Below are 13,419 nucleotides of genomic sequence, written 5' to 3' on the forward strand. Positions count from 1 at the left end.
AGGCAGGCTTGCCCCACTTTTGCCACGGATACCGCCATGCCGAAGCTCGTCCCCACCCTGCTCTCGCTCTGCCTGCTCGGCGGCGTACTGTCGGCCCGCGCGGGCGGCCTGCAGGTCGTCTGGCCGGCCGGCTGGGAAGTCAACGAGATGCCGGCGCCGCGTTCGCCCTTCGAGGACGGCGTGACCGGCGAGCGCCAGCAGGCGGTGAAGTTGCAGGCCGACGGCTCGCAGGCGCTGGTGCTGGAACTCACGCGCATGCCGCTGGCCGCCGGCGCCGCGGTGAACCTGGAGAACCTGCTGACGGAAATGCGCAAGGGCCTGCAACTGGGCTTCGCCCGGAGCGGCCTGCTGGCCAGTTGCAGCAAGCCGCAGGCGACCACCCTCGGCCACATCGCCGCCCACGAAGTGCGCTGCACCATCAGCCAGCAGGGCAACCCCGCGCTCAAGCAGACCCTGCTCGCCGCGCGCGGCAGCGACACCATCTACTCGCTGACCTACGCCATGCCGGTGGAACGCGAGAACGAAGTCGCCGGCGAAGTACAGGCACTGCGCGACAGCCTGGATTTCAACTAGCGCACCCCGCCCCAGACTCCCGACCTCCGTAGGGTGGGCTTTAGCCCACCAATCCCACCGGAGACCGCGCCATCGGTGGGCTGAAGCCCACCCTACGCGGCGTAGCCGTGAGCGGTCGCGCAACCCGCGCAGCGCCTTCAGGCCAGCCGCACCCGCTGCTCGCTGTAGCGGCCCTGCAACGAGCCCTCGAGATGCAACGCGCCGCGGGCCGCCAGTTCGCGGGCGCGCCAGGCGAGGAAGAAGTCGCTGGCGAAGAACCCGTCGCAGTGACGCATGGTGTCGCCCATCGGCTGGGCCAGCGGCTGCCATTCCGGCGTGCAGAAGTCCAGCAGGCTGGCGTCGATGGTGGCGAACGTCTCGCCGTGGAATTCGCCGTCCGACCAGCGGCGCACATCGGCATCCTCGGCCACCGCCGCGCGCCATTGGGCGGCCAGGGCATGGCGCCGTTCGGCGTCCATCAGGCGCGGCCGATGCAGCGCCAGCAACTCCTGAGGGTGGCGCATGGCGACGGCCTTGCGCTGCGCGACGCGAGTATCGCCGGTGCCGCAGGCGACTTCCCACAGCGCCACGCCCGAGCCGTCCAGCGCCGCCGCCACGCGCGCCAGCAGCAACTGTTCGGAGGTGCTGTCGCCATGCCACAGGGTGACCTCCGCAGCCCCGCGCGCCAGCCCGGCGAGCCATTGCGCGTCGGCCGCCAGATCGGTATCGAACGCCGGCACCGGCAGCACCTGCGCGGGCCACACGGCGCTCCAGAACGCCGCGCGGGCGGCGCACGGCGGGCGGTCGACGTCACGCAACGGGCCGACCGCGAGGTCGTCGCGCAGCACCCGCAGCGACTGCCGCGCCAGGGCCTCGCCGAGCACCGCGGCAACGCCGCCGGCCGCGTTGTCGCCGCACACCAGATGCCACATGGGCGCCGTCACTCGGGCTTCTTCAACTTCGGATTGGGGAAGAACTGCACCGGGACGATCTTCGGGTCGGCCCGCTTCGGCGCCGGCTTGCTGACCCGCGTGGGCAGTTCGCTGGGCACCGAATTACCCTGCGCGTCGAGGGTGTCGGAGAAGCCGCAGGCGACGCACTCGCGGTGCGGAACGTCATCGACGCTCCACATCTTGATGGTGTCGGCCGCGCTGCACGCCGGGCACACGGCACCGGCAATGAAGCGCTTCTTGATCACGGGCGTGTCGCTCATGCCGCCTCCGCGCTCAGGCCAAGGTGGCGCAGCAGCGCATCGATGCTCGGCTCACGGCCGCGGAAGTCGACGAACAGCACCATCGGCGCCTGCGAGCCACCACGCGCGAGGATCGCCTCGCGGAACGCGCGGCCGGTTTCACCGTTGAACACGCCCTCCTCCTCGAACCGGGAGAAGGCGTCGGCGGAGAGCACTTCGGCCCACTTGTAGCTGTAGTAACCGGCCGCGTAACCGCCGGCGAAGATGTGCGCGAAGCTGTTGGCGAAGCGGTTGAAGGCCGGCGGACGCAGCACCGACACCTCGTCCCGAATGCCTTCGAGCACCTCCAGCACGCTGCGCCCGTCGCCGTGGGTGGCGTGCAGCTCGAAGTCGAACAGCGAGAACTCGATCTGCCGCACCATCATCAGCCCGGACTGGAAGTTCTTCGCCGCCAGCATCTTGTCCAGCAGGGCCTGCGGCAGCGCCTCGCCGGTCTGGTAGTGGCCGGAGATCAGCGCCAGGCCCTCGGGCTCCCAGCACCAGTTCTCCATGAACTGGCTGGGCAGCTCGACCGCGTCCCAGGCCACGCCGTTGATGCCGGACACGCCGGCATGCTCGACACGGGTCAGCAGGTGGTGCAGCCCGTGGCCGAATTCGTGGAACAGCGTGGTGACTTCGTCATGGGTGAGCAGCGCCGGCTTGCCGCCGACCGCCGGAGTGAAGTTGCACACCAGGTTGGCCACCGGGCTGATCAGCTCGCCGCCGGCGGTGCGGCGCTTGTCGCGCGCGCCGTCCATCCAGGCGCCGCCGCGCTTGTTGGCGCGGGCGTAGAGGTCGAAGAAGAAGCGCCCGACGTGCTCGCCGTTCTCGCTGATCTCGAACAGGCGCACGTCCGGGTGCCAGCTGTCGAAGCCCTTCAGCTCGGCGATCTGGATGCCGTAGAGGCGCTCGACGATGACGAACAGGCCGGAGAGCACCTTGTCGATGGGGAAGTACGCGCGAAGGATTTCCTGGGAAATGCTGTAGCGCTGCTCGCGCAGTTTCTCGCTGTAGTAGCCGACGTCCCAGCTCTGCAGGTCGTGCAGGCCCTGTTCGGCGGCGAAGGCCTTTAGCTCGGCGAGGTCCTGCGCGGCGAAGGGCTTGCCGCGCACGCCGAGGTCACGCAGGAAGCTCAGCACCTGGTCCGTGGACTCGGCCATCTTGCTGGCCAGCGACAGCTCGGCGTAGTTGCCGAAGCCGAGCAGCTTCGCCAGTTCCTGGCGCAGGTCGAGGATCTGCTCCATCAGCGGGCCATTGTCGTTCTGCCCGGCGTTCGGGCCCTGGTCGGAGGCGCGCGTGCAGTAGGCGGTGTAGACCTCTTCGCGCAGGGCGCGGTCGTCGGCGTAGGTCATCACCGCGTAGTAGCTGGGGAATTCCAGGCTGATCAGCCAGCCTTCGACGCCCTTGGCCTCGGCCGCCTGCTTCATCTGCGCCTTGGCCGAATCGGTCAGGCCGGCCAGCTGCGCTTCGTCGTCGATCTGCTTGGTCCAGGCCTGGGTGGCGTCGAGCAACTGGTTGGAGAAGGCACTGGTCAGCTCGGAGAGCTTCATCTGGATTTCGCCGTAGCGCTTCTGCTCGGCGGGCGGGAGGTCGATGCCGGACAGGCGGAAGTCGCGCAGCGTGTGTTCGAGGATGGTCTTCTGCGCCACGTCGAAGCCGGCTGCTTCGGGACTGTTCGCCAGCGCCTCGTAGGCCTGGAACAGCGCGCGGTTCTGGCCCATCTCGGTGTAGTACTCGGAGAGCTTGGGCAGGCAGGCCTCGTAGGCACTGCGAAGTTCGGCACTGTTGCACACGGCGTTGAGGTGGCTGACCGGGCTCCACGCCTGGCCGAGGCGCGCGCCCAGTTCGTCGAGGGCCAGCACAAGGCTGCTCCAGCTCGGCGTCGACGGGGCGGCGAGCAGCGCGGCGATGGCGGCGCGGTTGTCGGCGAGGATGGCGTCCACCGCCGGCTCGACGTGCTCGGGCTTGATCGCGGAGTACGGCGGCAGGTCGAAGGACTGAAGCAGGGGATTTTCGGCGGTCAAGATGTTCACCTGTAGCGTGGATTCTCATGCTGTGACCACGCGCGGCGGCTGCCTTTCCCGCGGTCATCGTTCAGCGACATGCCTTCCATCTTAATTACAATCGGGGCTCACCGCAGCCAGAGAGGTTTCTATCGTGGCGATCAGAACATACAACAGCAGCACCCCGCGGCTCGGCGAGCGCGCCTTCGTCGACGCCTCGGCGGTGGTCATCGGCGACGTCGAGATCGGCGAGGACAGCTCGGTGTGGCCACTCAGCGTGATCCGCGGCGACATGCACCGCATCCGCATCGGCGCGCGCACTAGCATTCAGGACGGCAGCGTGCTGCACATCACCCACGCCGGCCCGTTCAATCCGGACGGCTTCCCGCTGATCATCGGCGACGAGGTCACCGTCGGCCACAAGGTCACGCTGCACGGCTGCACCCTGGGCAGCCGCATCCTGGTCGGCATGGGCAGCATCGTCATGGACGGCGCGGTGGTACAGGACGAGGTGATCATCGGCGCCGGCAGCCTGGTGCCGCCGGGCAAGGTGCTCGAAAGCGGCTTCCTCTACGTCGGCAGCCCGGTGAAACAGGCGCGCCCGCTGAGCGACAAGGAACGCAGCTTCTTCGCCTACACCGCCGGCAACTACGTGAAGCTCAAGGATCAGCACCTGGCCGCCGGTTTCGACCACTGACGGCCGCGGCGAACTTCGCCGGCCTCGCCCCGGTCATCTGCTCACATTCCCAGGGCACAGCGCATGGCACACGATCATTCCCACGACGGACACGGCAACCAGGCGAACGAGAAGGCCCTGTGGATCGCCCTGGCGCTGACCGGCGGCTTCATGCTCACCGAGCTGATCGGCGGGCTGCTCAGCCACTCGCTGGCGCTGCTCTCGGATGCCGCGCACATGGTCACCGACACCGCCGCGCTGCTCATCGCCCTGCTGGCGATCCGCGTGTCCAGGCGCCAGGCCGATGCGCGGCGGACCTTCGGCTACGCGCGCTTCGAGATCCTTGCCGCCGCGTTCAACGCCCTGCTGCTGCTCGGCGTGGCGGTGTACATCATGGTCGAGGCGGTGCGCCGCCTGATGCAGCCGCCGGAGCTGCAAACCGGCACCATGCTGGCGATAGCCGTACTCGGCCTGGTGGTGAACCTGATTTCCATGCGCGTGCTCAGCGCCGGCCAGGACGACAGCCTGAACCTGCGCGGCGCCTATCTGGAAGTGCTCAGCGACATGCTCGGCTCGGTGGGCGTGATCATCGCCGCGCTGATCGTGCGCTACACCGGCTGGACCCCGGCGGACCCGATCGTCGCCGTGCTGATCGCGCTCTGGGTGGTGCCGCGCACCTGGTCGCTGCTGCGCACCAGCTCCAACGTTCTGCTCGAAGGCGTGCCCTCGGGCATCGACCCGCAGGCGGTGCGCAAAGCCCTTGCCGCGCAACCTGAAGTCGAGGATGTGCACGACCTGCACATCTGGGGCCTGACCCCACAACGGCGACTGCTCTCGGCGCACCTGGTGATCGCCGGCACCCTAGACCCGGAGCACGGCGACCGCCTGATCGCACGGGTCAACGAACTGATGCACGACACCTTCGACATCAGCCACTGCACCCTGCAACTGGAACGCAGCCACTGCACCGGGCACAGCCGCCTTCACGCGCACGATGCGTTGCACGGCGAAGGCTGAATCGCCGCTCGGTGGGCACCCGCCCATGGGGCCAGTTACTTCCTGATCCCCCGCCATCTGGACCTTGCATCCACGTCGATGACGACCAGATAATTTTCGACAGTCACATGTTACCGGTAACACTCATAACCATTACAACAATAGAGAGGACTGTCGTGACGACTCATCCCGATCCCCATGTGGCGTCGCTCGCACGCCATGCCCAGCACATCCGCCGCCAGGTGGTTCGCCTGGTCGCCCAGCGCGGCCAGGGCTATGTCCAGCAAGGCCTCGGCGCGGCAGAGCTCTTCACCGCTGTCTATTTCAACGAACTGGATATCGATGCGGACTACCTGGAGCGCCCCGGGCGCAGCCGCTGCGTACTGTCCACCGCGCACAACTCGGCGGTGTTCCACGCCACCCTGGCCGAATGCGGGCTGATCGACGCCGCGAGCCTGGACAGCTATTGCCATGACGGCTCGCCACTCGAGGTGAACGTTTCCGAACGCCTCGGCCCGCTGGTCGAGGCCACCTGCGGCTCGCTCGGCCAGGGCCTTTCGGTGGCCACTGGCATGGCCCTGTCGGCGCGCCGGCGCGGCTTCGACGGGCGCTACTACGTGATCCTCGGCGACGGCGAAATGCAGGAAGGCCAGACTTGGGAAGCCGCGCTCTGTGCCGCCAGCTACGGCCTCGACAACCTGTGCCTGATCGTCGATCTCAACCGCATGCAGGTGGAAGGCAACATCGACAAGGTGCTGCGCATGGACCCCATCGAGGACAAGTGGAGGGCCTTCGGCTGGGCCACCGTGAGCCTCGACGGCCACGACCTGCCGGCCCTGCTCGATGCCCTGGCGCAGGCCCGCGCCTGCCCCGGCAAACCCTTCGCGATCATCGCCAACACCGTGCCAGGCAAGGGTGTCAGCTTCCTCGAGGGGCAAATGAGTCACAACATGGTGCTGAACGGGCAATCCGCCGCCGACGCGCTGAGCGAACTGGGAGAGCCGGCATGAATACCCGTACCGACCTGCATCTGGGCGACTTCACCGCGTCCGCCTCGGTCTATGGCAACCAGGCGATTCCGCGCTACTACGGCGAAGCGCTGCTGGAGCTCGCCGGGGAGAACCCGAATGTGGTCTGCCTGGGCTGCGACCTGTCCGCCTCCACCGAGACCGATCTGTTTCGCGACCGGCTGCCGGAGCGCTTCTTCATGATCGGCATGCAGGAGGCCAACGCTGTCGGCACGGCAGCCGGCATGGCGCGGATGGGCGACATCCCCTTCGTGCACAGCTTCGGTGTGTTCATGTCGCGACGGCCCTACGACCAGATCGCCATGCAGCTGGCCTACCCGAAAACCAACGTCAAGCTGGTCGGCTTCCTGCCCGGCCTGACCACCCTGCTCGGCGTCTCGCACCAGGCCATCGAGGACATCGCGCTGATGCGCGCGCTGCCGAACATGACCGTGGTCGAACCCTGCGGCCCGGCGCAGATCCGTGCCGCGGTCCGCGCGGTGGCGGCGCACCCGGGTCCGGTATACCTGCGCATGGAGCGCCCGGCCACGCCGCTGGCCGAGGGCGAGGAGCCGCTCGAACTGCACATCGGCCGCGCGCAGACCCTGCGCGAGGGCGCCGACGTAGCGATCTTCGCCTGCGGGCTGATGGTGCCCAAGGCGCTGCAGGCCGCGGAGCAGCTGCGCGCCCAGGGCGTCCAGGCGGCGGTGATCAACATGCACACGATCAAGCCACTGGATCGCGACGCCGTGCTCACGCGTGCCCGCCAGTGCAGGTCGATCGTCACCGCGGAAAACCACTCGATCATCGGCGGGCTGGGCACCGCCGTCGCCGAAGTTCTCGCCGAGTCAGGGATGGCCTGCCGCTTCGCCCGCGTCGGCGTGGCCGACACCTTCGCCCAGGGCGGCTCCACGCCGTTCCTCCAACAGCAGTACGGGCTGACCGCCGAACACATCGCCCGCGCCGCCAGCGGATTGCTCGGAGGTGCGCATGTCTGAGGCCTTCAGCGTTGCTTTCCTCGGCCTCGGCACCATGGGCGCGCCAATGGCGCGCAACCTCATCGAGGAGGGCTTCGCGCTGCGCGTGTTCGACGTCAGCACGGCGGCCCTGGCCGCTTTCGAGGGCTCGGCGTACTGCGCCGAGTCGCCCGCCGACGCCGCGCGCGAAGCCGACGTGGTGATCTGCATGCTGCCCAATTCAAGCTTCGTCGAAGCCGTGCTGTTCGGCACCGACGGCGCGGCCGCGAGCCTGCGCCGCGGCGGCCTGGTGATCGACATGAGTACCGGCTCGGCGCGGGAAACCCTGCGCACGGCACAACGTCTGCAGACCGAGGGGCGGCGCTTCGTCGACGCCCCGGTGGCGCGCGGAAAGCGCGAGGCCATCGACGGCACGCTGATCGTGGTCGCCGGTGGCGCGCCGGCGGACCTCGAGACGGCGATGCCACTGTTCCGCGCCATGGGCGAGAAGGTTCTGCACATGGGCCCGGTGGGCAGCGGCATCCGCGCCAAGCTGGTGAACAACTATGGCTCGATGGTGAACATGGTGATCGCCAGCGAGATGCTCGCCTTCGCCGGCAAGCTCGGGCTCGACCGCCAGCAATTCCTCGGACTGATCAGCGAGACGGCGGCCGGAAAGGGCCAGTTGCTGACCAATTTTCCAAAGAAGGTGCTGGCCGGCGACATCACCCCGGACTTTCCGCTGCTGATGGGGCTCAAGGACCTCGGCCTGGCACTCGAGCTGGGCGCCGACGTGGGTATGCCGCTGTGGCTGGGCGGCGCCGCGCGCGAGCTGTTCAGCCTCAGCCGCAACCGTGGGCGCGGACAGGACGACTGCACGGCCATGCTGCTGCTTCTGGAGGAGCTAATGGGGCCGGGCGATAGAGATCCCCGCTGAGCACGCCCGTCGTCGGAGGCACCGCGAACCGTCGAACCGTTTAACCGATCCCTCGCACCCACAGAGAACAAGAACAATGACAGACACTCGCCCCCGCACATCGATGAACAAGGTCGCGTCCGCCAGCTTCGCCGGCGCGGTACTCGAATGGTATGACTTCTTCATCTTCGGCACCGCCGCCGCGCTGGTCTTCGGCCCGCTGTTCTTTCCCTCCGAAGACCGCCTGACCGGCATCATCGCCGCCTTCGCCGCCTCCGCCGTGGGCTTTCTCGCGCGACCGCTGGGCGGGCTGGTATTCGGTCATTTCGGCGACCGCGTCGGGCGCAAGAAGAGCCTGCTCGCCACCCTGGTGATCATCGGCGTCGCCACCACCCTGATCGGCTGCCTGCCGACCTACGGGCAGGTCGGCATCTGGGCGCCGATCCTGCTTTCCGTGCTGCGCCTGCTGCAGGGCTTCGGCCTCGGCGGCGAATACGCCGGCGCCGCGCTGCTGACCATCGAGCACGCGCCGGAAGGCAAGCGCGGCTTCTGGGGCAGCGTGCCGCAATCGGCCGCCGCGGCCGGCGTGCTGCTGGCCACCGGAGTGTTCGCCCTGGTCATGCAGCTACCGGAGGACGCGGTGTTCAGCTGGGGCTGGCGGATACCCTTCCTGCTCAGCTCGATCATGATGGTGGTCGGCCTGGTGATCCGCTTCAACATCACCGAAACGCCGGACTTCAAGAAGGCCGTCGAAGAGGCAGCCGGCAAGCCGAGCCGCCCGCCGCTGCTGATCCTGCTCAAGGAAAGCCCACGCGCGCTGCTGCTGACCATCGGCGCACGGCTGGCGGAAACCACCGCCTCCAACGTGATCAACACCTTCACCATCGTCTATGTGTCGAGCCAGTTGGCGATGGACCGCTCGATCCCGCTGCGCGGTGTGCTGATCGCCTCGGCCATCGGCATCTTCATGTGTCCGCTCGTGGGCTGGCTGTCCGACCGGGTCGGCCGGCGCACCATGTACGTGGCCGGCGCGGCGTTCATGGCGCTGTTCGCCTTCCCCTACTTCATGCTGCTCAACACGCAGAGCGTCACGCTGATCTTCCTGGCCATGGTATTGGGCTTCAACTTCGGCCAGATGACCATGTTCGCCGTGCAGCCGACCTTCTTCAGCGAGCTGTTCGGCGCCGGGGTGCGCTACACCGGGCTGTCGATCGCCTATCAGTTCTCCGCTATCTTCGGCGGCTTCTCGCCACTGATCGCCGCCTCGTTGCTCAAGTTCAGCGGCGGCGAACCCTGGTATGTGGCGATGTTCCTCGCCGTGGTCTGCCTGGTTTCGCTGATCTGCGCGGTAGTGGTGAAGGGCGACGCGTTGTCGGTGGGCGTCGCCCTGGGCAAGCCGGGCACGCTACGCGGCGGCGTCTAGCGTACCGAGGGCAATGCGGGGGCCTTCGACACGCCGGCCCCGCCGGTTTCAGGCGCTGTCGCGCTCGACCAGCTCGAAGCCCAGATCGAAGATACGCTGGCCGCTATCGCGCTGGTTCAGGCGGTCGAGAATGCACTGCGCCACCTGCGCACCGATGGCCTTGCGCGGCACGTGCAGCGTGGTCAGCGAGGGGCTCATCATCGAGGAAATCCCGGTGTCGTCGAAACCGGCGATGGCCAGGTCGGCGGGCAGCTTCAGGCCGCGTTGCAGGCAGGCCAGCATGACACCGACGGCAAGAATGTCGGAGCTGGCGAACACTGCATCCAGCGCGTGCGCGGCGAGCAGGCTGTCGATCGCCTCGCCGCCGGCGACGAACTCGAACGGCGCATGGACCAGTTGCCAGGGTTCGCATGGCAGCCCGGCCTCCTCCAGGGCCGCGCAGAACCCCAGCTCGCGCTGCTGCGCGCGGTCGTTGTTCTCCAGCAGGCCGCCGATATAACCGATGCGCCGGTGACCCTTGCCGATCAGGTAGCGGGTCATCTGCAGCGCCGCCTCGTAGTTCGACATTCCGACGCAGACATCGATGGGCGTGTCGGTCAGGCTCCACATCTGGATCACCGGGATCTGCGCCGCGCGCACCAGTGCCTCGGTGGCCGGCGTCTGGATGCAACCGGTGAGGATCAGCGCGTTCGGCCGGTAGGCGAGGAAGGTGCGCACCAGCTCTTCCTCGGTCTGCGCCGAGTAATGGCTGTGGCCGATCAGCAGGTGCAGCCCGGCCGGACGCAGGATGCGCTCGATCTCCTGTAGGGTTTCGGAAAAGATCGAGTTGGAGAGGTTCGGCACGATCGCCGCGACGATGGGACCGCGGTTCGACGCCAGCGTCATTGCCGCCAGGTTCGGTGTGTAGTCGAGCCGCTTCACCGCCGCCTCGATGGCCTCTCGGGTGGCGCTGGCGACCTTCTCCGGCAGTTTGAAATAGCGCGACACCGTGATCGACGAAACTCCTGCCTCGCGGGCGACGTCGTGGATCGTGACCTTCTGCGAGAAGCCGCGGCGCTTCCTGGGTTTCTTTTCGCTCATGACGACCTGCGCCTGCGTCGCTATGGAAAATTCCACCCGATTATGCCGGACAAGAAGCGCGAACTTGGGAGAATGTGAGCCGGCGCCCGGCTGCCCGGCGCACGAGAACACCTGGGCGGCTGTGAACGTGCCACCGATGGGATTTTCGCCAGCGGTTCTTGGAGTGCCTAGGCGGCAGTGAAGGGGTGGCGCGACGAAAGCGGCGTATTGAGGATTTCTGAGCTGCCTACGCGGCAGTGAAGAGAGATACAGACGTTCCGCGCCTGGCTTGAGCTTTCTGAGCTGCCTACGCGGCAGTGAAGCCGCCTCCCTCCGCGAGATGGGCGAGCTGCTCTTTCTGAGCTGCCTACGCGGCAGTGAAGGTATTGGTGGCGGACCAGGACTTTGACGTTCTTTTCTGAGCTGCCGATAGGCAGCTCAGAAAGAGGGGCGCCGGCCTCATACGGCGAGGCCTCCTTCACTGCCGGATAGGCAGCTCAGAAATGAACCTCATGGTCCCCTGCCGGATAGGCAGCTCAGCAATTCTGCGCTTGATCTTCTTCAGGCTGCGGCGACTTCACTGCCGGATAGGCAGCTCAGAAATTGCGCCTTCCATCAACTACTCACTCGGAACCCTTCACTGCCGCATAGGCAGCGCAAAAAATGGCGCGCGGGTTCGAGATGCCGTGCCACCGCTTCATTTCCGGACAGGCAGCTCAACATCCTCTCCACGCGACGTAACCGATTTCCCGTTGGCGATTTGCGGCTCGGGGTGGGGTGCGGGACAATTCGCGCCCGTTCTCAGTGCGCGACAGGCCCCATGCATCAGTCCACCGTTCTCTTCGACCTCGACGGCACCCTCACCGACCCGCGCGTGGGCATCACGCGGTCGATTCAGCATGCGCTGGCGCAGCTGGGTATCGACGAGCCGGATCTGGCGAAGCTGGAGCCTTTCATCGGGCCGCCGCTGCTGCAGGCGTTCATGCAGCAGTACGGCTTCGACGAGGCGCGGGCGTGGGAGGCGGTCGGGCATTACCGCGAGCGGTTCAAGGTCACCGGGCTGTACGAGAACCGGGTGTTCGAGGGCGTGCTGGAGATGCTCGACGCGCTCAACGCCCAGGGCCGCACGCTGTACATCGCGACCTCGAAGCCAACCGTGTTCGCCCGCGAGATCGCCCGCCACTTCGGCTTCGACCGCCACTTCAAGGTGATCTACGGCAGCGAACTGGACGGCACGCGCACCGACAAGGTCGAGCTGATCCGCCACCTGCTCGCCGAGGAAGGCCTGGCCCCGGCCGACTGCCTGATGATCGGCGACCGCAAGCACGACCTGATCGGCGCCCATCGCAATGGCCTGCAGGCGGTCGGCATCGGCTACGGCTTCGGCAGCCACGCCGAGCTGATGGCCGAGTCGCCGGCCTGGTACTTCGCCACGCTGGCCGAGCTGCAGCAAGCCTTCACTCGCCCGTAGCAGCCTGCCAGCCACCGCCCAGCGCCCGTGCCAGGGCCACGCTCGCCTGCAGGCGGGCCAGGCGCAGCTGGGCGCTCTGGTCTTCGGCGGCATACAGGGTGCGCTGGGCATCGAGCAGGTTGAGCAGGTCCTCGGCACCGGCGCGGTAGCGCCGCTCAGCCAGTTGCAGGGCGCGCTCGGCCTGGGCCTGCACCTCCTGCTGGGCCTGCCACTGGGCCTCGACGCCGGCGCCGGCATTGAGCGCCACCTGCACGTCGGCAAAGGCCGCGACGATGCCCTGCCGGTAGTCAGCGAGCAGCTCCTCGCGGCGCGCCGCCGCGCGGTCGCGCTCGGCGGCCAGGGCGCCACCATCGAAGATCGGCGCGGTCAGCGCCGCAGCAAGGGAGTAGACCGGATCGGCAAAGACCCGGTTGAGGCTGCCAGCGGAGCCGCTGGCGCCAGCCGACAGGTTCAGTCGCGGCAGCATGGCCGCCCGCGCCGCACGCAGGTCGGCATCGGCGGCGCTCAGTTGCGCCTCGGCGCGGGCCAGGTCGGGCCGGCGCAGCAGCAGCTCGCTGGGCAGGCCGGCACTCACCGGGGGCACGACCAGTGCAGCCAGCGCGGCGCTCGCCGGCTCGGCCGGCACGGCCTGGCCGAGCAGCACGGCGAGGGCGCTGCGCACGTCTTCAGCCTGCTGCCGCAGTTCCTCGCGGGAGCGCCGCTGCTCGGCCACCAGGCCGCGCTGCTGGGCCAGTTCCAGTTGCGTGGCGGAACCCGCCACCTGGCGCGCCTGCACGGTGGCCAGCACCCGCTCGGCGTTGGCCAGGTTGAGTTCGGCCAGGCGCAGGCGTTCGGCCAGGGCCACCTGGCGCAGCCAGGTCTCACCGAGGCTGGCGCCGAGCGTCAGGCGCAGAGCGTCACGGTCGAAGCGGCTGGCGGCCAGTTCGGCCTCGGCGGCCTGGCGGTCGGCGGACAAGCGGCCCCACAGGTCGACCTCGTAGCTGGCGGCCAGGCCACCGCCGTAGAGGTTGCCCGCGACGTCGGCGTCGCTGCCCAGGCGGCCCTCGCGGCTGGCGCCGAGACTGCCATCCAGACGCGGCAGCAGCGGCGCGCCGGCCACGCGGGCGCGGGCCGCCGCCTGGCGCAGGCG

General features: G+C 68.1%; 13 protein-coding genes and 1 CRISPR repeat array. Of the genes, 8 read left to right on the plus strand and 5 right to left on the minus strand.

Annotated features, from left to right (window positions below; translation table 11 throughout):
* Positions 1–36 precede the first annotated feature (36 nt).
* The gene (locus tag QMX85_RS12810) at positions 37–573 is read left to right on the plus strand and encodes a DUF4946 domain-containing protein (protein WP_273230972.1); all 537 of its coding nucleotides are present in this window, start codon (positions 37–39) and stop codon (positions 571–573) included.
* Between the two features lie 137 nt (positions 574–710).
* Here the strand turns inward: QMX85_RS12810 and QMX85_RS12815 are convergent, their stop codons facing one another.
* From QMX85_RS12815 to prlC, 3 genes are read right to left on the minus strand one after another with little or no spacing between them, the layout of a single operon-like run.
* On the minus strand, positions 711–1,484 hold the full coding sequence (locus tag QMX85_RS12815; RefSeq protein ID WP_282341408.1) for a DUF1835 domain-containing protein: 774 nt from the start codon (positions 1,482–1,484) through the stop codon (positions 711–713).
* 8 nt (positions 1,485–1,492) lie between these two features.
* Positions 1,493–1,765 (minus strand): YheV family putative zinc ribbon protein, encoded by a 273-nt coding sequence (locus QMX85_RS12820; protein ID WP_090224532.1) that lies wholly within the window; start codon positions 1,763–1,765, stop codon positions 1,493–1,495.
* Positions 1,762–3,807 (minus strand): oligopeptidase A, encoded by a 2,046-nt coding sequence (prlC, locus tag QMX85_RS12825; RefSeq protein ID WP_282341410.1) that lies wholly within the window; start codon positions 3,805–3,807, stop codon positions 1,762–1,764. The genes QMX85_RS12820 and prlC overlap by 4 nt, the downstream gene beginning before the upstream one ends.
* Before the next feature lie 133 nt (positions 3,808–3,940).
* On the opposite strand from prlC, the gene QMX85_RS12830 reads away from it, so the two are divergent.
* The 6 genes from QMX85_RS12830 to QMX85_RS12855 all read left to right on the plus strand — a co-directional run bounded on the left by QMX85_RS12830 (position 3,941) and on the right by QMX85_RS12855 (position 9,760).
* The gene (locus QMX85_RS12830; protein WP_282341412.1) at positions 3,941–4,483 is read left to right on the plus strand and encodes a gamma carbonic anhydrase family protein; all 543 of its coding nucleotides are present in this window, start codon (positions 3,941–3,943) and stop codon (positions 4,481–4,483) included.
* A gap of 63 nt (positions 4,484–4,546) precedes the next feature.
* A complete protein-coding gene (locus QMX85_RS12835) occupies positions 4,547–5,479 on the plus strand; it encodes a cation diffusion facilitator family transporter (RefSeq protein ID WP_282341414.1) in 933 nt (310 codons plus the stop codon).
* Between the two features lie 155 nt (positions 5,480–5,634).
* A complete protein-coding gene (locus QMX85_RS12840; protein ID WP_282341416.1) occupies positions 5,635–6,468 on the plus strand; it encodes a transketolase in 834 nt (277 codons plus the stop codon).
* Entirely contained in the window at positions 6,465–7,463 is a 999-nt protein-coding gene (locus tag QMX85_RS12845) for a transketolase C-terminal domain-containing protein (protein ID WP_282341418.1), read from the plus strand. Before QMX85_RS12840 ends, QMX85_RS12845 begins: the two co-directional genes overlap by 4 nt.
* On the plus strand, positions 7,456–8,358 hold the full coding sequence (locus QMX85_RS12850) for an NAD(P)-dependent oxidoreductase (protein WP_282341420.1): 903 nt from the start codon (positions 7,456–7,458) through the stop codon (positions 8,356–8,358). The genes QMX85_RS12845 and QMX85_RS12850 overlap by 8 nt, the downstream gene beginning before the upstream one ends.
* Positions 8,359–8,461: 103 nt before the next feature.
* Complete coding sequence (locus tag QMX85_RS12855; protein WP_282341423.1) at positions 8,462–9,760, plus strand: MFS transporter; 1,299 nt, start codon at positions 8,462–8,464, stop codon at positions 9,758–9,760.
* Between the two features lie 48 nt (positions 9,761–9,808).
* Here QMX85_RS12855 and QMX85_RS12860 read toward each other — a convergent pair whose 3' ends face one another.
* Positions 9,809–10,840 (minus strand): LacI family DNA-binding transcriptional regulator, encoded by a 1,032-nt coding sequence (locus tag QMX85_RS12860; RefSeq protein ID WP_282341425.1) that lies wholly within the window; start codon positions 10,838–10,840, stop codon positions 9,809–9,811.
* A gap of 155 nt (positions 10,841–10,995) precedes the next feature.
* Positions 10,996–11,319: a CRISPR direct-repeat array (repeat unit 29 nt; unit sequence CTTTCTGAGCTGCCTACGCGGCAGTGAAG).
* Positions 11,320–11,639: 320 nt separating this feature from the next.
* Here QMX85_RS12860 and QMX85_RS12865 point away from each other — a divergent pair.
* Positions 11,640–12,290, plus strand: a complete 651-nt coding sequence (locus QMX85_RS12865) for an HAD family hydrolase (RefSeq protein WP_282341427.1) — start codon at positions 11,640–11,642, stop codon at positions 12,288–12,290.
* Here QMX85_RS12865 and QMX85_RS12870 read toward each other — a convergent pair.
* Positions 12,277–13,419, minus strand: a 1,143-nt coding sequence (locus tag QMX85_RS12870) for an efflux transporter outer membrane subunit (RefSeq protein ID WP_282341429.1), incomplete at its 5' end; no start/stop codon positions are given. The genes QMX85_RS12865 and QMX85_RS12870 overlap by 14 nt on opposite strands.

It is taken from the genome of Pseudomonas sp. PS02288, assembly GCF_029959715.1.
GTDB classification, from domain to species: Bacteria; Pseudomonadota; Gammaproteobacteria; order Pseudomonadales; family Pseudomonadaceae; genus Pseudomonas_O; species Pseudomonas_O kuykendallii.